Annotated in this window: 17 protein-coding genes; 5 read left to right on the top strand and 12 right to left on the bottom strand. The window is 63.9% G+C overall.

The window, feature by feature from the left end; all coding sequences use genetic code 11:
- Positions 1–46: 46 nt before the first annotated feature.
- From I2456_RS07075 to I2456_RS07060, 4 genes are all read left to right on the top strand, one after another.
- Positions 47–907: a hydroxypyruvate isomerase family protein gene (locus I2456_RS07075; protein WP_085075261.1), complete on the top strand. Its 861-nt coding sequence runs from the start codon at positions 47–49 to the stop codon at positions 905–907.
- Positions 904–1,788 carry a 2-hydroxy-3-oxopropionate reductase gene (locus I2456_RS07070; protein WP_085075262.1) on the top strand — a complete coding sequence of 295 codons (885 nt, stop codon included), beginning with the start codon at positions 904–906 and terminating at the stop codon, positions 1,786–1,788. The genes I2456_RS07075 and I2456_RS07070 overlap by 4 nt, the downstream gene beginning before the upstream one ends.
- Before the next feature lie 5 nt (positions 1,789–1,793).
- The gene (gene gcl, locus I2456_RS07065; protein ID WP_085075263.1) at positions 1,794–3,587 is read left to right on the top strand and encodes a glyoxylate carboligase; all 1,794 of its coding nucleotides are present in this window, start codon (positions 1,794–1,796) and stop codon (positions 3,585–3,587) included.
- Positions 3,588–3,679: 92 nt separating this feature from the next.
- Positions 3,680–4,450, top strand: coding sequence for an IclR family transcriptional regulator (locus tag I2456_RS07060; protein ID WP_085075264.1), 771 nt, complete (start codon positions 3,680–3,682; stop codon positions 4,448–4,450).
- A 12-nt stretch (positions 4,451–4,462) separates the two neighbouring features.
- Here the strand turns inward: I2456_RS07060 and I2456_RS07055 are convergent, their stop codons facing one another.
- From I2456_RS07055 to I2456_RS07010, 10 genes are all read right to left on the bottom strand, one after another.
- Positions 4,463–6,052, bottom strand: coding sequence for a UbiD family decarboxylase (locus tag I2456_RS07055; protein WP_085075265.1), 1,590 nt, complete (start codon positions 6,050–6,052; stop codon positions 4,463–4,465).
- Positions 6,053–6,062: 10 nt separating this feature from the next.
- On the bottom strand, positions 6,063–6,674 hold the full coding sequence (locus tag I2456_RS07050) for a UbiX family flavin prenyltransferase (RefSeq protein ID WP_085075290.1): 612 nt from the start codon (positions 6,672–6,674) through the stop codon (positions 6,063–6,065).
- A 12-nt stretch (positions 6,675–6,686) separates the two neighbouring features.
- Complete coding sequence (locus I2456_RS07045) at positions 6,687–7,187, bottom strand: styrene oxide isomerase (protein WP_241007879.1); 501 nt, start codon at positions 7,185–7,187, stop codon at positions 6,687–6,689.
- A gap of 233 nt (positions 7,188–7,420) precedes the next feature.
- Positions 7,421–8,125: a nitroreductase family protein gene (locus I2456_RS07040; protein ID WP_085075266.1), complete on the bottom strand. Its 705-nt coding sequence runs from the start codon at positions 8,123–8,125 to the stop codon at positions 7,421–7,423.
- A 17-nt stretch (positions 8,126–8,142) separates the two neighbouring features.
- Positions 8,143–8,793: an HD domain-containing protein gene (locus I2456_RS07035; protein ID WP_085075291.1), complete on the bottom strand. Its 651-nt coding sequence runs from the start codon at positions 8,791–8,793 to the stop codon at positions 8,143–8,145.
- Positions 8,794–8,913: 120 nt separating this feature from the next.
- The gene (locus I2456_RS07030; RefSeq protein ID WP_139823300.1) at positions 8,914–9,414 is read right to left on the bottom strand and encodes a Dps family protein; all 501 of its coding nucleotides are present in this window, start codon (positions 9,412–9,414) and stop codon (positions 8,914–8,916) included.
- Complete coding sequence (locus tag I2456_RS07025) at positions 9,411–10,340, bottom strand: SAM-dependent methyltransferase (protein WP_085075267.1); 930 nt, start codon at positions 10,338–10,340, stop codon at positions 9,411–9,413. Before I2456_RS07025 ends, I2456_RS07030 begins: the two co-directional genes overlap by 4 nt.
- A gap of 34 nt (positions 10,341–10,374) precedes the next feature.
- Entirely contained in the window at positions 10,375–11,514 is a 1,140-nt protein-coding gene (locus I2456_RS07020; RefSeq protein WP_085075268.1) for an LLM class flavin-dependent oxidoreductase, read from the bottom strand.
- Positions 11,507–12,901, bottom strand: a complete 1,395-nt coding sequence (locus I2456_RS07015; protein WP_085075269.1) for an FAD-dependent oxidoreductase — start codon at positions 12,899–12,901, stop codon at positions 11,507–11,509. Before I2456_RS07015 ends, I2456_RS07020 begins: the two co-directional genes overlap by 8 nt.
- Entirely contained in the window at positions 12,898–14,451 is a 1,554-nt protein-coding gene (locus I2456_RS07010; RefSeq protein WP_371869916.1) for a GMC family oxidoreductase, read from the bottom strand. The genes I2456_RS07015 and I2456_RS07010 overlap by 4 nt, the downstream gene beginning before the upstream one ends.
- A 239-nt stretch (positions 14,452–14,690) precedes the next feature.
- On the opposite strand from I2456_RS07010, the gene I2456_RS07005 reads away from it, so the two are divergent.
- Entirely contained in the window at positions 14,691–15,662 is a 972-nt protein-coding gene (locus tag I2456_RS07005; RefSeq protein WP_085075270.1) for a GlxA family transcriptional regulator, read from the top strand.
- Between the two features lie 9 nt (positions 15,663–15,671).
- On the opposite strand, the gene I2456_RS07000 is transcribed toward I2456_RS07005, so the two are convergent.
- Positions 15,672–16,373, bottom strand: coding sequence for an alpha/beta fold hydrolase (locus tag I2456_RS07000; RefSeq protein WP_241007878.1), 702 nt, complete (start codon positions 16,371–16,373; stop codon positions 15,672–15,674).
- Positions 16,374–16,552: 179 nt separating this feature from the next.
- Positions 16,553–17,896 (bottom strand): FAD-dependent oxidoreductase, encoded by a 1,344-nt coding sequence (locus I2456_RS06995; RefSeq protein WP_085075271.1) that lies wholly within the window; start codon positions 17,894–17,896, stop codon positions 16,553–16,555.
- Positions 17,897–17,955 lie beyond the last annotated feature (59 nt).

The raw sequence follows: 17,955 nt of genomic DNA, 5'->3' as shown, positions 1-17,955 counted from the left end.
CCGCACTACGGAATAAAGCCTACGTCCCACCCCCGAGAGGACTGCCGTGGCACCTGCGACGTACACGGTGAACTGCTCCATCCTGTTCACCGACCTACCTCCCCTCAGCCGCCCGGCTGCGGCCAAGGAGGCCGGCTTCGAGGCGGTGGAGTTTTGGTGGCCGTTCACCTCACCGGTCCCGCCCGACGCGGACGTCGATGCCTTCATCCGCGCCGTCCGCGACGCCGGAGTCCAGCTCAGTGGACTGAACTTCGCGGCAGGTGACATGGCCGCCGGTGATCGCGGATTGGCGTCGATTCCAGCCGCCAACAATGCTTTTCGCGACAACGTCCACATTGCCGTCGGTATCGGCGAGGCGCTGGGCACCCGCGCCTTCAACGCGCTCTACGGCAACCGCCTCCCCGGGGTGACGACAACCATGCAGGACGACGTGGCGGTCGAGAACCTGGCCTTCGCAGCGCAGGCCGCGCAGCGCATCGGCGCCACCGTCCTCGTCGAGCCGGTCAGCGGTGTGCCGCAATACCCAATCAAGACATTTGCGGACGCTGTCGCGGTGATCGATCGGGTCCGTGACGCGGCGGGACGAGTGAACCTACGTGTGCTTGCCGACCTTTATCACCTTTACGTCAACGGCGACGACGTTGCCGGCGCGCTGCGATCCCATACCCATCGGGTCGGGCACGTACAGATCGCCGATGCGCCCGGCCGCGGCGAGCCCGGCTCGGGTGACATTTCACTCGGCGACTACCTCGCGACACTGCTCGACCACGGGTACAGCGGTTACATCGGACTGGAGTACAAGCCAAGCCGGGCAAACACATTCGACTGGTTGTCGCCGGCCGAACGGGGTCACGGCGGCGTCAACATCACATCGCTGCCGACGCCGGCAGGAACGAGGAACCAATGACCAACATCGCATTCATCGGACTGGGCATCATGGGCAGCCCCATGGCCTGCCACCTGGCACGGGCCGGCCACGCCGTCGTCGGCTTCAACCGTTCGCCCGCCCGCACCTCGGCACTGGTCGAAGCGGGCGGAGTCGCAGCCGAATCGATCGAGGAGGCGGTGAAAGGCGTCGACGTGGTGGCCGTGATGGTGCCCGACTCCCCCGATGTCCAGGACGTAATGCTCGGTGAGGGAGGCGTTTTCACGCACGCGCAACCTGGAACACTGATCATCGACTTCTCCTCCATCCGTCCCGACGTCACGCGGCATCTGGCCGAGGAGGCGTCGCGCAGGGGCTTACGCCTCATCGACGCCCCGGTCTCGGGCGGTGAGGCCGGCGCCAAGAATGCGTCGCTGTCGATCATGGTTGGTGCGGCCGATGACGACTTTGTCACGGCCAAGCCGATTTTGGAGGTCGTCGGTGAAACGATCGTCCACGTCGGCCCCAATGGGGCGGGTCAAACCGTCAAGGCCGCGAACCAGCTGATCGTGGCGGGAAACATCCAACTGCTCGCCGAGGCCCTCACCTTCCTGCGCGCGTACGGTGTAGACCTCGACGCCGCGGTCAAGGTGCTCGGCGGCGGCTTGGCCGGTTCCGCGGTGTTGGATCAGAAAGGGGAAAAGATGATTGCCCGCAATTTCGACCCCGGGTTTCGCATCGAGTTGCACCACAAGGACATGGGCATCGTCACCAGCGCGGCCCGCGAGGCCGACGTCGTCATCCCGTTGGGCGCGGTCGTGGCGCAATTGATGGCGTCGGCTCTGGCTAATGGTGACGGCGCGCTTGATCACTGCGGATTGCTGCTGGGTGTCGAACGGTTGTCGGGACGCGCGGAAGGTTAGCCTCAATGACACGGATGCGCACGGTCGACGCGGCCGTCGAAATCCTCGAGAAAGAGGGCGCTACACAGGCTTTCGGCCTGCCGGGGGCTGCGATCAACCCGTTCTACTCGGCGATGCGCACCCACGGTGGCATCAAGCACGTCCTAGCCCGCCATGTCGAGGCCGCCAGCCACATGGCCGAGGGTTACACCCGTGCCGCCCCGGGAAACATCGGCGTATGCATCGGAACGTCGGGCCCGGCGGGCACCGACATGATCACCGGGTTGTATTCGGCCAGCGCGGATTCCATTCCGATCCTGGCCATCACCGGCCAAGCGCCGGTGAACAAGCTGCACAAGGAGGACTTTCAGGCGGTCGACATCGCCGCCATTGCGGCGCCGGTGACGAAAATGGCGATGACCGTGCTGGAGCCGGGACAGGTTCCCGGCGCATTCGCACAGGCCTTCCACCTGATGCGCTCAGGCCGGCCTGGGCCGGTATTGATCGACTTGCCCATCGACGTGCAGATGACCGAAATCGATTTCGATCCAGCGACATACACTCCCCTGCCGATCTACAAACCGGTGGCGAGTCCCGCTCAGATCGACCGGGCGCTCGACATGCTCGTCAGCGCCAAACGCCCCCTCAACGTCGCCGGCGGAGGCGTGATCAACGCCGATGCCTGCGGCCTGCTCATCGAACTCGCCGAAGTGCTCAATGTCCCGGTGGTGCCCACGCTGATGGGCTGGGGTGCGATCCCCGACGACCACTGGTTGGCAGCCGGGATGGTGGGACTGCAGACCGCACACCGCTACGGCAACGCCACCATGCTCGAATCCGACTTCGTCCTCGGCATCGGCAACCGATGGGCCAACCGCCATACCGGTGGCCTGGACACCTACCGGCGCGGGCGCCGCTTCGTGCACATCGACATCGAGCCCACGCAGATCGGGCGCGTGTTCGCCCCCGACCTGGGCATCGTCTCCGACGCCAAGGCGGCACTGGAACTGCTGGTGGTGCAAGCCACCGGGCGCGCGGTGGCCGGGTCGCTGCCCGACTGGAGCGGTTGGGTGCGCGACTGCCGCGAGCGAAAGAAGCAGATGCACCGCAAGACTCACTTCGATGACGTCCCGATCAAGCCGCAGCGCGTCTATGAGGAAATGAACCGCACTTTCGGCCGTAATGTCCGCTATGTCAGCGCGATTGGGCTTTCACAGATTGCCGGCGGCCAGTTTCTGCAGGTGTACCGGCCGCGGCACTGGATCAACTGCGGCCAGGCCGGACCGCTCGGGTGGACGGTGCCGGCCGCCCTGGGTGTGGTCACGGCCGACCCGAGCGCCACGGTGGTCGGGCTGTCCGGAGACTACGACTTTCAGTTCCTGATCGAAGAACTCGCCGTGGGAGCGCAGTTCAACCTGCCCTACGTACACGTCGTGGTCAACAACTCCTACCTCGGGCTGATTCGCCAGGCCCAACTCACTTTCGATATGAATTACTGCGTCTCCCTGGCGTTCGACAACATCAACACCCAGGAGTCCGGTGACAGCGCCATCCCCAAGGGATATGGCGTCGACCACCGCGGTGTCGTCGAGGGTTTGGGGTGCAAGGCTATTCAGGTCACCGAGCCGTCGCAGATCGGACCGGCACTGGCGCGGGCGCAGCAGCTTGCCCGCGAACACAAGGTGCCCGTCGTCGTGGAGATCTTCTTGGAGAGGATCACCAATATCGCGATGGGCACCGACATCGACAAGATCACCGAATACAACGAACTGGCGACCTCCGCGGAGGACTCACCGACCGCCGCACTGCTCTACGACTGACCCGCAGGGGTCCTTGCTGCCAACATTCATTTCGTGATACGAAAAAGCCCAGGCAGCGTCGGGGCCCAGCCGGGGCCGGATCGGAAGCGGTGATGGCAGGCGGCACTCCACGTGCGGGCGGTGTTCAGTCGGTCGAGCGAGCGTTCGAGTTGCTGGAGATCCTGGCGACCATGGGCGGGACGGGCGCGCTGGGAGATCTGGCCACCCACGCCGACCTGCCGGCCCCGACGATTCACCGGCTGGCGCGCACTCTTTTGCGCATGGGGTACTTGCGGCAGCTGCCCAACCGGCATTACTCCCTGGGGCCCAGGCTGATTCGCCTGGGCGAGAGCGCGGGCCAACTGGTCGGCATGTGGTCGCGGTCGCATCTGGTCGAGCTGGTGGAACGGACCGGTGAGACGGCGAACATGGCGCTGATGGACAACGACATGGCCGTGTACGTGGCTCAGGTTCCATCCCCGCACTCGATGCGGATGTTCACCGAGGTCGGCCGCCGCGTGTACCCGCATTGCACGGGCGTGGGCAAGGCGCTGTTGATGCAACTGCCCAACGAGGCGGTGCGCGCCTTGGTGGCGCGCACCGGGATGCCCCCGTCGACGGAGAAGTCCCACACCACCGCCGAGGAATTGCTCCAGGACATCGAGCTGTGCCGCGCGCGTGGCTACGCCGTCGATGAAGGCGAACAGGAGGTCGGCGTGCGGTGCTTCGCCGTGCCGGTGCCCGACGCGCCGTCGCTGACGGCGATCTCCATCTCTGGGCCCGCGGCGCGGGTCACGCTCAAATCCGCCACGGCGGTCACACCGTTGCTCAAGCGGGTGGCGCGGGATATCGCTTCGGAATTCGACAAGGACGCCGTCGGCTAGCTCGAGCGGGGCTCATACGTCTGGCAGCCGCTTGCGTAGTTGTTCCATGGTCAGCAGTTCCCGACGCGCGTCGCTGAGGTAGGGAATGCCGATCCCGTATTCCTCCCAGCGAGCGGCGACGCGGGCCTCAAGTTCCGGGGAGATCTTGTTGATCGCGGGATAGTGTCGTCCGCCCCACTCCGGGCGAGGCTCGAACTCCCAGCTGCGGGTCGCGTCCACGAGCACCCGGGTCCATTCGCCCGAGCCGTACTTGGCCATGTTCGCTTTTTCGGGGGGCGTGGAGGGGTCCAGCGGCGAGCCGAGGGTCGGTCCGTAGAACGCGATATCGCCGAGGCCGGCGTTGACCCGGTATGCCACGGCCCAGTCGAGCGCCTCGGGGTCGTGGACGTCGATGTCCTCCTCGACAACCAGGACGTGTTTGTAGAACCACCCCGATCCACTGGTCCCCCACAGCGCCGCGGCGACCTGCTGCGCGTGGCCGCGGTAGGCCTTGCGGATCTGCACCACGATGTTGGTGCCATTGGACACCTGTGACATCCACACGTCGGTGACGCCACCGACACCGAAACTCTCCAGCGTGTTCCAGGCGATCGCCGAGCGCGCGTAATTGACCATCGCGTCCTCGACGAGGAATCCCGGCCGGATGCCCTCGAGGGTGCCGCGCAGCACGGGATCGTTGCGGTGGGTGATCCTGGTGACCCGCAGTACTGGTGTGGGCGCGGGGTGGCCGTCGAGGTATCCCGGATACTCCGCGAACGGCCCTTCCTCCATGAACGTGGCGGGGTCGGGATCCAGATAACCCTCGACAACGATCTCCGCACTGGCCGGGACGTGCAATGGCACGGTTTCGCACGCCACCAGATCGACCGGCCGGCCCAGCAAGGCGCCCATCATGTCCCATTCACACACGTCCTTGGGGAATGGACTGCCGGCGCAGAAGGGCAACACGTCGTGCCACCCGTAGACGACGGCGACTGGCATGGGCTCGGGTTTGTACTCCTGGAAATGCCCGCCCCAGCCTTGCGTGGGCACCATCAGCTTGGCGATCTTGTCGCGGTCCACGATCATGCCGCGGTACACGCCGATGTTGTCCCGCCCGGTCACCTTGTCTTGGGTGACCACGCCACAGAACGTGTCGATGTAGCGGCCACCGTCGGTGGCATGCCACTTGGGTGCCGGGAACTGCCACAGGTCGATGTCGTCAGCTTCGACGACGTTCTCTTTGACCGGACCGGTGTCGACGACGCGCGGCGGTATGGGCTTGTTGAAGGTGTCTTTCAGGTGTCGGACAATGTCGGAATCACTCGTCGATTCCGGCAGATTCAGCATTAATTGGATTTGACGCCGGTTGCCGATCCCCGACGTCAAGAACTTTGTGCACCTGGTGTTTTCGTGGCCGACGATGTTCTCGAACAGCAGCGCGGGCCCCCCGAGCGAGAGATTGGCGCGGGTGATCGCACCGATCTCCTCATCCCAGTCGACGGGCGCGGTCACGCGGCGCAACTGATCGGCCGCTTCCAGCGTCGCCAGCCAGCTACGCAGATCGGGACCCGCCGATTGGTCAGTTGACGTAGTTGCCAGTGAGCTTGTCGCTGTGCTCATTTCGTTCTCCTCACCGGAGCGGGACTACTGACCCGTTGACCGGTTCCTCGGGTTGGTCGGCTGGTTGATTGTCTTTCCAGCGCTCGATAAGGGAATGCTCGATCCCTAGTTGATCGATGACCCGGCCGACGACGTAGTCGGTCACCTCAGCGACCGAGACCGGCCGCGCGTAATAGGCCACCGTCGGCGGAAAGATCACTGCACCCATCCGAGCCAGGTGATGCATGTTCTCCAAGTGGATCTCGCTCAGCGGAGCCTCCCGTGCAACGAGGACCAGCCTGCGGCGTTCCTTCAACGTCACGTCGGCGGCGCGGGTGATCAGGTTGTCGCTGAACCCGATTCGGATCGCACTCAGCGTCTTCATACTGCACGGGCAGACGACCATTCCGTCGGTGCGGAAGGACCCACTGGAAATGCCTGCCGCAAGGTCGCGGGCACTGTAGGCGTGGGAGGCCAGCGCCCGGACCTCCGCGACGCTGCGGTCGGTCTCGAGTTTGATGGTCGCCCGCGCCCAGTCACTGAGTACCAGATGGGTTTCGACGTCCAGATCGCGCAGGACTTCGAGGAGACGAATGCCGAGAGCGGCGCCGGTCGCTCCGGTCATGGCAACCACTAGTCGCATGATGATCACTCCCTAAACCACTTGTAGCGTGGGCGAATCCGGACTTTGCGAGCCCGCCTGCTGTTGCTGTGACTCGGCCGGTGCGGCGTTGCGGCGGGCAAGGCCTACTAGGATCAGCGCCACCGCGGCCAGGAACGCGTACCGCATGCTGCGGAACCCGAGCAATACGACGCGCTCTTGCCAGGGCTTGCCGTGATGCCCCTGCGACAAAGTCGGATTGGCCGCGGCCGTGCCCATCGCGGCACCGAGCGTGGTGAACAGCCAATTGCCGTATGTCCCATAGAGTGCCGCCCATCGCGTGGCTTGCCCCACCTGAGGCGGAAGTTTTACCAAGCCCCATATCGCGCCCAACGCCATCAGGAAGGTGCCATTCATGACGCCTTCCAGATGGGCGGACAGCGCCATGCGCATATTGGTGAAGCGCCGCTGCTGCGTGCCTGTCACCAGTCCGAGCAGAAACAGCACCATGCCGTGCCACACCAACCGGCGATCACTTGTCTGCAATTGGGCCATCTGAAACACCTCCTTCAAGTGGCTGCGTCCGGCCTGTTGGGTCAGGTCGAGCAGTCACCTCTTGGGCCGTGAATTATCTGCGTCAAGCATGCGCCCGTAGATGGTTTGCTAACTAGGGTCAGACAGACGTCTTTCCCACAGATGGGGCCACCAGCGGGCTCTGCAACACTGTTGCGGCGAGTCGCGGCCGTGGTCGACGCCGCCGAGCGCCTTGGCCGCTCCGCGCCGCCATCTCATCCAACCGCAGTCAGACCGGTTGTCATGTCGTCGTGCGGCGGCCACAGCGGTTGCGGCACTTCCACACCGAAGGGCGAATTCCAGCGATTCCTGGACGAAACTTCATGCACAGGACGACGATTGGCTGCGACGCCCCACCTGCCCAGCGGATATCCGAGGGTGAGCATGGCAGACATCTTCCAGCCCTCCTCAACGGGCACGCCGAGGATCTCGTTCACCCTGTCCTCGAGGTTGCGGAGCACCATCGTCATGACCCCGCCGATGCCCTCAGCCCGCGCTGCGAGCAACACACTCCAGATCGCCGGGTAGATGTTGGCACCGCCGAGATCGTCGATGGCGTACACGAATAGCAGTAGGGGGACTTCTTCGAAATGGTCAGCCAGATAATCCCCCGAGCCCTTGATTCGGCGCATCGTTTCCGCGTGCGCGGCCGGGTCAGCACCGGGCGCCGGCGCTGCCATCGGCCCCGTCCCGGGACTGAATTTCTCGTATTCGATGGCGCGGGCCTGCCGGAACAATGCGGCGAGCTCGCGGATGAGTTCCCGATCGTCAACCGCAAGGAAGTGCCAGCGCTGGGTGTTACCCCCGTTGGGGGCACGGACGGCCGCATCGAGAATGCGGGCCTGCGTGTCCAGCGGAATTGGATCGGACCGCAACCGCCGCATCATCCTGGTGGTGTACAGCGCTTCATGGATTTCCATTGTTCTGCTCCTTTCTGCTATTCAGGCCAGCTGCTACCGAGAATGCTGTCGACCAAGTTGCCTCGCTTGAATCCGGGATCGAAGTGCGCCAGCACGTCGTCGTTCATCGTGCCGAAGGTGGTGTCCGGACGATGCTTCATGCCGTCGTTGAAGGCGGCCAAGATGCGGTTTTTGAAGTCAGGACGCGGATGTGCCGCAGTCACCGCCTCAATGGCTTCCGGGTCTAGGTCCTCGCGACCGACGCCGACCACGTCGGTCTTGACACCGGCTGCGAGCAAGGCAGTTTCGGGGTCGAGTCGCCCGGTGACTTCGGGCGTCGTGTGCAGGGCGATGCCAAGCCATACCTTGTCGGCGCCGGATTGCTCGATACCGTGTTCGAGCAGGAAGTCGCGCGCCGCGTCCGCACCGTCCATCTCGAAGCGCTGCGTCGAAGCGCGGTAACGCATGGTGAGGCCCAGGTCGTGGAACATCGCCCCCACATAGAGCAGTTCGGGGTCTGGTTGCATCCCGAGCCGGCGGCCATGCAGCGCGCCGAACAGGAAGACCCGTCGGGAATGGTGGAAAAGGACGTCGTCTTCGGCGCTGCGAATGAAGTCGGTTGCCTCGCGCACGAGGGCGGTGTCGGGTATGACGATGCCGGCGATGGTTTCGATGGGCTTAACGGCCATGATCATTTCTCCTTGCGGTCAACCCAATTTTTCGCCGCTACGCCCTCCTTGCGTGGGTGTCGTTCCAGCCGTCTTTCGCACAGAATCCGACACCGGTCCGCGGGTGGTGCCGAGGCGAGTTCATGTGGTTTCGGTCTCGGCCCTCAGCAGCCAGGCCTGCTTCTCCAAAGCGTCAATGATCGCGTGGAGCACATCAGCGGTCGTGGGATCGACGTCGTCGACGTCGTCGTGCACCATGCGCAGCGTGTCAACGACGGCATAGATCCGGAGAGTGATCATGTCGACCGTCTCGGTGACGCTGAACAGACCCGACGGCACGGCGGGAACGGTGGTGCCGGCAACGACCGTGTCAGATCGCCCGTCCGGGACCGCGTTCAGGGCACGCATGCGTTCGGCGACGGTGTCGCTGGCTTCCCGTGCGGTGTCGACGAGGCTGTCAAGCTGCAGATGCAGGTCCCGAAAGTTCGTCCCGATGACGTTCCAATGCGCCTGCTTGCCCTGCAGGTGAAGTTCGATGAGGTCGACCAGCACCTTCTGCAGGTTCTCGAACAGGCTGGCGGGCGCATGAAAGCACGTGACTTCGTTGACATTACGACGGTTGGTTGAGATTGAAGTCGTCATTGCGGGTCCTCACTTTCGTCATTGCGGTCGATTCGGGTAGCGGTCAGATAGTGGATGGCTCCCTGGTGATCAGGACCGGTATCCATCTCACCCACGGGAACACCGGCAGCACCGAGCAGATCATCGAGGCGGTAGGCGGTGATGCGCCAACCCAGTGCCCGTAGATGCGCCTCGGCGTCGTTGCGCTTGTGGGAGTAGGTGAGATTCCCGAAGTCGACGTCGTAACCCTGCTGCCGCCAGCTCTCTGCGGTCTCCGAGATCAGTGATCCGATGGATTTCGAGGTCAGCGGCAGATGGTCGGCGCTGAGCCGGCTGCCGGGTGCGCTGAGTTGGGTGATGAGATCCAACATGCGGTTCTGTGCATCGCCGGGCAGGTACCCGATCATCAGACCCTCAACCAGCCATGCGGTGGGCTGCTTGGCATCAAACCCGGCCTCTCGCAATGCAGTTGGCCAATCGTGCCGCAAATCGACGCCCACTGTGCGTAGCTGGACAGCTGGTGCGGCGCCGACACCGGCCAGCGTCCTCTTCTTGAATTCGATCACCTGGGGTTGGTCGATCTCGTAGGCAATGGCATCCGCAGGCCAGTGCAGCCGGTACGCACGCGAGTCCAGGCCGGACCCCACAATCACGGCCTGCCGGATACCGGCGGACAGTGCGCTGGGAAAGAACCCGTCGAAGAACCAGCCGCGAACACCGAAGTAGTCAGGAATCCAACCCGACCCGATGTCGGCGAAATCCAGGTCCCCCTTGGCCAACAAGGTGAAAAGTTCGACGCCTGCTGCGAGCACGAGGGGTTCGGCGTACGGGTCATTGATGATCGGATCTGGTTGCCGGCTCGCCGCCGCCCTGGCCGTTGCGACCATGGTGGCCGTGGCGCCGACACTGGATGCCAGGTCCCAAGTGTCGTTGTCGGTTCGCTTCATCCCACTTCCTTTCATTGCGGGCGAGGTCTTGGTTTCACAGTTTGCGCAGTCGCCGAAGGATTTTGGCCATCGGAAGGTTGGCGGCCAATCCGCGGCGCAGGCTTGGCTGCACGGCGCTGAGGTTTCCGATCACCGGGTATCGCAGACCATGGTCACGCCATTCGGCGAGTTGATCGATGACGTCGTCGGGTGTGCCGGCCAGTAGGAGCTCTTTGGGCAGTGAGGGCGGCACGTGAGCCGTATGGGAGACGATGGTCTGCTCGTCGAGCGTCCGCAGCATGATGTCCTGTGCACCGGTGGAGTCGTCACCCAAAGGATGACTCGCTCCATGACGGGCCCACATCTGCGCCGGTGCGTTCAGCGCGAACGCCCTCATGACCTGCGACTCCAAGGCTTCATCGACCTCGTCGCGGCTGCTGCCGGTCATCACGAAGAACAGACCCGCGGCGGTAAGGGACATGGGGTCACGCCCGGCGTTGGATGCGGCGGCACGGATCGTTTGCAGCCCGGCGGCATAGTCCTCGGGACGAAGAAACATCGCGGCCGGAAACCACCCATCGGCATAGCGCCCGGTGATCCGCAGCATCCGTGGCCTGTGGGCGGCGATCCATAGCGGTGGCCATTGTCCGCGGTACGGAGGCAGATCGAAGGTGGCGTTGCGCAACGGGAAGAACGGTGAGTCGCGGGAGACGAGTTCACCGGCGGAGTTCCACAACGCGCGGATGGTGGCGACAGCCTCCTCGAAACGCCCCACCGGTTTCGCCCAGTCCACGCCGTAGGGTTCGTTGCTGTCGCGTGCGCCTGTTCCGATTCCGAGGATGGCGCGTCCCCGGGTGAGATGATGCAAGGTGGCCGCCGCTTGAGCAGTGGCAGCGGGATTGCGACGGCCGGTGTCAGTGACACCGATTCCAAGTCGGAGCCGTCCCAAGTTACGGCCGGCCAGCCGCCCCAAAACAGTCCACGATTCGTGGTGCGCGTCGGCATTGGGTACCAGTCGTGCCGTCCCGACGTACTTCTCCGTCATCACAGATTGTGGAAATACCGAGTTGAGATGGTCGGGCAACCAGAACGAATCCATCCGGGTGGCTAGCGCGGTGAGATAACCGGCGCTCACCAACGCGGTCGGTGAGTAACGAGTGTGTAGTGGCTGCTCGATTAGACCGACCTTAAGCATGGTTCACCTTCGTTGTCCTTCCAGCTGCTATGCGCTTTCGCGATCTGTTCAGCACGCGAAGCAACGTCGGCGGATGTAACAAACGCGAGGGCGGATCCAGCATGTTGATCAGCCGCAAGAATTGTTGAACCACTGCCGCATCGGACTCGCCAGCGGCTAAGACGTGTTCCAAGTAGGCGTTGGCCACCCGGATGGAGATCGGACGCCGTCCCGGTATCTGGGGCAACGCCAGATCCGAACCCACCGCAGCTTGCCAGGCGATACGAATTTCCTTGGCGGACTGACGGTAAAACCGGCGCGGCAGGTTGGGAGGGCCCTCTTGCAGGCAGTCACGCAGGACCAGCGCCTCGATGGCGGCCATCGACATGCCGTGTCCGTACAGCGGATTGAAGTTGCACAGCGCGTCGCCGACCACCACCAAACCGTCGGGGATGCGTCCCAATTTGTCATAGCGTCGCCACCGGTTGGAGGGGAACCGGTATTGGACGACCTCGTCCAGCGGCTCGGCGCAGCGAGCGGCGGCCAACACATGCGGGGGCGCGATGTCGGCTAGACAGGTAAGTAGCGAGGCGTGATCCGTGGGTGGCTGTCGTCCTGCGATTGTTTGGACGGCGAGCTTGTAGATGTCGTTCTCACCGGCGAACATCGCGTAGCCCACCGGGTAACTGGGTTTCGGCGCGCTGAAGGCGATGTTTTCGCGCAGAGTGCCGGGCGGCACATAGACGGGCAGGCCAGCATAGGCGACGTGCACCGGCAGTTCGTCCTCCCGCGGGCGTTCGTAGCCGAGCTCGTGGAGAAACCGCGGTGTTCGTGAACCGCGTCCAGTCGCGTCCACGACAAGATCGGCCATCAGGGTCGTCTGGGCGCCGGAGTCACGCAGCGCCACAATCACTCCGGTCACGCGGTCCCCGCGGGAAGGCGAGGTCAGCCGTACCAGGTCGTGCGCCGGGAGGGTCTGCACATGTGGAATGGCGTCCACCCGGCGACGTAGGTTCCACTCGATGAATGGTCGATGCGCGAAGTGGATGACAATCGATTCAGGGTCGGGAATTGTGCCCGACCGCAGCAGCTGATGTCCGGCGAAGCACACACAAAGCCGGGACAAGTCACCGTCGTTCCATACTCGCGCGCCGCCGGCGACCAGCTCGTCGGATAGCCCCGGGAAAAGCTCGCCGACGATCCGCATGCCGCGGGCCGCCAGGATGTGGGGCAGCCCGCTCTGCGGCACGCCGCGGCGAGTCACCGGCAGGTCGGGCGGTACGTCGCGTTCGACGAGGATCACCCGACCGTAGTGGTCGGCGAGTACCCGAGCCGCCAGCAGACCACTGATGCTGGCGCCGAGGACCACTGCCGTTTCGCGGCCTTCCGACTTGGTCCCTTTGGTCATAGTCCGTGCTCTGCCTTGAGTACGTCGCTGGCTCGCTCACCGATCACGACGCAGGGAGCCATGGTGTTGCCGGTGGTGATGCGCGGCATGATCGACGCGTCAGCGATCCGAAGTCCCTTCACTCCATAGACTTTGAGGTGGCCGTCGACTACTGACATGTCATCTCTTCCCATCTTGGCGGTGCAGCTCTGGTGGAAATAGCATTCGGCTGCATCACGAACGAAGCGCTCGAGCTCCGTACGGCTGAGCTCACCCGGGACGACCTCGGACTTGGTGAAGGGCCGAAGCGGTGCGGAATTACCGATCTCGCGACTCAGCTCGACGCTGGCCATTGCAGCTGCGACGTCGTCCTCGTGTGAGAGCATGTTGTCCTCGATCACCAGGCGATCATTCGGATCGGAGCCGGTTAGCCGAATCTGCCCGCGGCTCTTGGGTCGTAGCACACCGGTGCAGGCGGTCCATCCGTGTTCGGGTACGTCGTATCTGGTGGCGATTGCGGAATTCGCCAGCGGAAGTTCTGTGACGCAGATCTGCAGGTCAGGTGCTTGCAGGTCGGGATCGCTCTTCCACAACACCATCGCCTCGGCGCCGTTGTTGTGCAGTTCGAGGGGCTCGCGGTACTGCCATACACAATCGACACGCGAATGGCTCTGATAGTTCCGGCCGACGCCCGCAAGGTGTGCCACAACAGGAATCCCGAAGTGCCGCAGCTGATCGGCATCACCGATGCCCGACTGCATGAGCACTTTCGGTGTGTTTATTGCTCCCAGCGAAACGACTACTTCGCGGGTCGCCGTCACACTGTGTGTGACCCCGCCGTGGCAGAACTCCACCGCCGCGATCCGGTTTCCGTCACCTGTCAACCGCGTCACCGTCGCACCGGTGCATACCGTCAGGTTCGGCCGGTGCAGGTACGGGTACACATACGAACGAAAAACTGACTGACGGCGACTGTCGCGGAGGATGAGATCGGCGATCGATGCCCCACCGTCGCCGTCCATCATGGCGCCGTTGTTGCTGTGATAGCTGGGGATTCCCAGAGAGCGTGCGCCCGCAACGACAGCCTCGGCTACCGGATGGGGGTCGGGCGCGGGCGTCACGAACATCGGCCCACCGATACCTCGAGCAGGATCGCACGGCCCGTGCCAGTCTTCTATTCGCCGGTAGATGTCGAGCACCGCCCGGTAGCCCCAGGCATCGTCGCCCGCCTGGGCGGCGAAATAATCCCAGTCGCTACGATGCCCTCGGGCCCAAGCCATCACGTTGATGCTCGACCCTCCGCCGAGCACCTTGCCCATGCACAGAAACACCGACCTGCCGTTGAGATGGGCAGTAGGTTCTGAGACGAATGCCCAGTCGCGCTCGCTGCCCAAGTTGAGTGGCCACTGCGCGGGGTCCTGCACGGCCGGCACGTCGTCTTCACCACCCGCTTCCAGCAAAAGCACCGTGGCGTCGGGGTTTTCGGTGAGCCGCCCCGCCACCACAGAGCCGGACGAGCCGGCCCCGCAAACCACAAACTCGTACCGTGACTCAACACCAGGGGGCAGCACTCTTCTTCTTTCTCTTCAAGCTCGACTCGCGCGCCTCGCGGCCGCTGCGCCGGGGACACACCAGTTCGGCGCTGAAGCAAGGGGTTTCGTCGAGAAAGCAAAGGTTCATTACTTTGTGAAGCTGCCCTCAGTCTGCGGTGATCGCGGCGATTCAGCCGGTGGTCTTCAAGCCGTTCTTCCCACAAAATGCGACACGTCCCCTGGTTACCGATACGGCCTGGAAGCGACACAATGGGTAAATGGTCGACGGGAACGCAACCCGTATCGTGGTGATCGTCGTCTTCGACGGCGTGAAGCTCTTGGACGCTGCGGGACCGGCAGAGGTCTTCATCGAAGCGAACCGGTTCGGTGCGCACTATTCGCTGCAAGTCGCCTCAGTCGACGGGCGTGACGTAATAACCTCATTGGGAACGCCTTTCGCCGTGACGGCCAGCATCGCTTCGATCGATGCCGCGGATACCGTGGTGGTCGCCGGGGGGGATCAAATCGTCGGTCGGCCGATCGATCCCGCGCTGGTCGAAGCGCTCAAGACGATGCCGGACCGGACCCGGCGGCTGGCATCGGTGTGCACGGGTTCGTTCATCCTGGCCCAGGCGGGATTACTCGATGGGCGGCGGGCCACCACACACTGGCGACATACCCGACGGCTGGCCCGCGCCTTTCCTAACGTGGGCGTCGAACCAGACGCAATATTCGTTCGCGACGGTGACTTGTTCACATCGGCGGGGGTCTCCTCCGGCATCGATCTGGCGCTGGCGTTGGTCGAGCTCGACTACGGCGCCGAATTGGTCCGAAATGTGGCGCGGTCGCTGGTGGTGTATCTCAAACGCGCTGGCGGCCAATCGCAATTCTCTACCCTCGTCGAGGCTGACCCGCCGCCTACGTCGGCATTGCGGGTGGTCACCGACGCCGTCTCCGCCGACCCTGGCGCCGACCACAGTGTCAAAAAGCTGGCCGCCCGGGCGTCACTGAGCACCCGTCAGCTGACCCGGTTATTTCGAACTGAAATGGGCACCACCCCAGCGCGCTATGTCGAAATGGTGCGCATCGACATGGCGCGGGCAGCTCTGGATGCGGGCCGTGGCGTCACAGAAACCGCTCACCTCACCGGTTTTGGCACACCCGAAACGTTACGACGGGTATTCCTCAACCGCCTCGGCATCAGTCCAAAGGCCTATCGGGACAGATTTCGCACGGCAACTGGCGGGTGAGGTCAGCCTTCACGCCGCGAGTATCGCCTGGGCGATTTCTTGTGGATGCGTGAGCATTCCGTTGTGGGTACCCGGGACCACGATGGGTTTGACCCCGAGTCGAGCGGCGGTTTCGGCGGGCGGGCGGGGCATCGCACGATCGCTGTCGCCGGCAAGATAGACCACGGGCATACCGAGTTCGCGCGCATTGATGTCGAGGGAATCGGTGAAGTAGCCGCCGGGTTGGAGCGTGAGCAAGTCGGCCACCAGTCGCTGCAGCTCTGGAGCGACGCCTTGCATCAACTCCTGTTCGACGTACTTCAGTGACGCCGGGATGGCGCCGACCGGAGATTCATCGATCGAGCGCAGCGCGAATTCCCGTTTATCAGGCGGGTTTTCGTCATTCAAGGACTTGCCAGGCAGCGGCACGTGCCCGTTGTAGTAGATCACCTTGCTGAGCCGACCGCCAAGCAAGTGAGCAGCACCCGACGTGGGAATACCGCCCCAGCTGTGCGCCACTAGCACGACGTCCTCGTCGAGTTGGACCCCCTGCACCGCCTTGACGATGTAGTCCACCGCGTCCTGCAGCTTGAAACCTGACGGATCTTCGCCGTCGCCCATCCCGGGCAGCGTCAAGGTGATGGCCCGATAGCCCGCCCCGCGAAGCCGTTCGGCGACCGGTCGCCAACTCCAACCTGCATGCCAGGCGCCTGGAACGAGCACATACGTCACTGATCCCTCCACAGCGGGATAATCCCATGATCAGCGGTCCTCCAGCACGGCGGAACCGGACGCCTTTCCCACTTTTCGCGACATCGAGCGGCCGCATCCCGGGCCAAGCACATATTAGGTGTCGTTGTCACTTCGACCCATGGTGTCCTTCCATCGAATACCGGCTCGGAAAGGCATCGCTAAGCTGCAGCTCGTCTTTTCGCGGCCATCCGCAGCAGCGTGGACGGCCGGAACAACTCCGAGCGGGGACCGACCATGTTCATCAACTGCAAGAAGCGCTGGACCATCGCTGGATCGGTCCGCGCCGCGAACACCATGCGGTCCACCAGAGCGTTCCTGAGCCGCACCGACAGGGTTCGTTTTCCGGCGATCTGCGGCAACGCCAGATCGGAACTGACCGCTGTCTGCCAAGCAACGCCAATCTCTTTGGCAGCGAGGCCGAAAAATCGACGCGGTAGGTTTTCGGTGTTGTGTCGCAGACAGTCCCCCAGGATCGTCGCTTCGATGGCCGCGATCGACATTCCCTGGCCGTAAAGGGGATTGAAACTGCACATGGCATCGCCCATCACGATCAGGCCGTCGGGTGTGCGTAGCAGCTTGTCGTAGCGTCGCCAGCGATTAGACGGGAACTTGTACTGTGTGACATCGGCAAGTGGTTCTGCCGAGCGCGCTGCGGCGAGCACATGCGCGGGCGCGATGTCGATCAGGCAACTCAACAACGCCGCACGATCGCTGGGCGCCGGTTGGCCGGCAAGCGTTTGCACCGCCAGCATGTAGTTGTCCTTCTCGCCCGCGAACATCGCGAACGCCACGGGGCGGCTGGGTTCGGCTGCGGTGAGAGTGATGTTCTCGCGCAACGTACCCGGCGCTACGTGGACCGGCAGACCCGAGTAGGTGACGTGTACTTTCAGTTCGTCTTCGCGCGGACGACCGTAGCCGAGTTGCTCGAGGAATATCGGGGTCCGCGAACCGCGCCCGGTGGCGTCCACGACCAAATCCGCGGCCAAGGTTTGTTCGGCTCCCGAGTCGCGCTGCGCCACCACAACACCGGTCACGCGACCGGGGTGGTGAGCCGTCAACCGCACGGCGTCGCAGCCTTGCATGAACTCGACGTTCGGTATCGCGTGCACCCGGTGACGTAGCCGCCACTCGAGAAACGGGCGGTGTGCATAGTGGACGACAAGGGATTCCGGTTCGGGGATCGTGCCGGTACGCAGCAGTTGGTGTCCGCCGAAGGTCAGGCACAGCCGCGACAGATCACCGTCGTTCCAGACCCGGGCGCCCCCGGCGACCAGCTCGTCGAGGAATTCGGGAAACAGCTGGTGCAAAATCCGGGTTACCCGGGCCGCCGGAATGTGCGGCAAGCCGCCTTGCGGCACTCCACGACGCGTCAGCGGACCGTCCGGGAGAATGTCGCGTTCGACCACGGTCACATTGCTGTAGAAGTCGGCAAGCACCCGCGCCGCCAGCAGCCCGCTGATGCTGGCTCCGAGAACTACTGCGCTACCACCGATTTCCGGCAAACTCGTCTCCAAACTGTGGTGTGATGTCGCCGCTGACGGCGCGTGCAGCCAGCCGGTGA

This window comes from Mycobacterium kubicae (assembly GCF_015689175.1).
GTDB lineage: Bacteria > Actinomycetota > Actinomycetes > Mycobacteriales > Mycobacteriaceae > Mycobacterium > Mycobacterium kubicae.
The sequence above is the reverse complement of the archived record's forward strand: the minus strand, read 5'-3'. Positions and strand labels throughout refer to the sequence as shown.

What these genes read in the sequence shown, in the direction of transcription:
- I2456_RS07070 (WP_085075262.1), top strand. Translation starts at nt 904, where the DNA reads ATGACCAACATCGCATTCATCGGACTGGGCATCATGGGCAGCCCCATG.
- gcl (WP_085075263.1), top strand. Translation starts at nt 1,794, where the DNA reads ATGACACGGATGCGCACGGTCGACGCGGCCGTCGAAATCCTCGAGAAA.
- I2456_RS07060 (WP_085075264.1), top strand. Translation starts at nt 3,680, where the DNA reads ATGGCAGGCGGCACTCCACGTGCGGGCGGTGTTCAGTCGGTCGAGCGA.
- I2456_RS07055 (WP_085075265.1), bottom strand. Translation starts at nt 6,052, where the DNA reads ATGAGCACAGCGACAAGCTCACTGGCAACTACGTCAACTGACCAATCG.
- I2456_RS07050 (WP_085075290.1), bottom strand. Translation starts at nt 6,674, where the DNA reads ATGCGACTAGTGGTTGCCATGACCGGAGCGACCGGCGCCGCTCTCGGC.
- I2456_RS07045 (WP_241007879.1), bottom strand. Translation starts at nt 7,187, where the DNA reads ATGGCCCAATTGCAGACAAGTGATCGCCGGTTGGTGTGGCACGGCATG.
- I2456_RS07040 (WP_085075266.1), bottom strand. Translation starts at nt 8,125, where the DNA reads ATGGAAATCCATGAAGCGCTGTACACCACCAGGATGATGCGGCGGTTG.
- I2456_RS07035 (WP_085075291.1), bottom strand. Translation starts at nt 8,793, where the DNA reads ATGGCCGTTAAGCCCATCGAAACCATCGCCGGCATCGTCATACCCGAC.
- I2456_RS07030 (WP_139823300.1), bottom strand. Translation starts at nt 9,414, where the DNA reads ATGACGACTTCAATCTCAACCAACCGTCGTAATGTCAACGAAGTCACG.
- I2456_RS07025 (WP_085075267.1), bottom strand. Translation starts at nt 10,340, where the DNA reads ATGAAGCGAACCGACAACGACACTTGGGACCTGGCATCCAGTGTCGGC.
- I2456_RS07020 (WP_085075268.1), bottom strand. Translation starts at nt 11,514, where the DNA reads ATGCTTAAGGTCGGTCTAATCGAGCAGCCACTACACACTCGTTACTCA.
- I2456_RS07015 (WP_085075269.1), bottom strand. Translation starts at nt 12,901, where the DNA reads ATGACCAAAGGGACCAAGTCGGAAGGCCGCGAAACGGCAGTGGTCCTC.
- I2456_RS07005 (WP_085075270.1), top strand. Translation starts at nt 14,691, where the DNA reads ATGGTCGACGGGAACGCAACCCGTATCGTGGTGATCGTCGTCTTCGAC.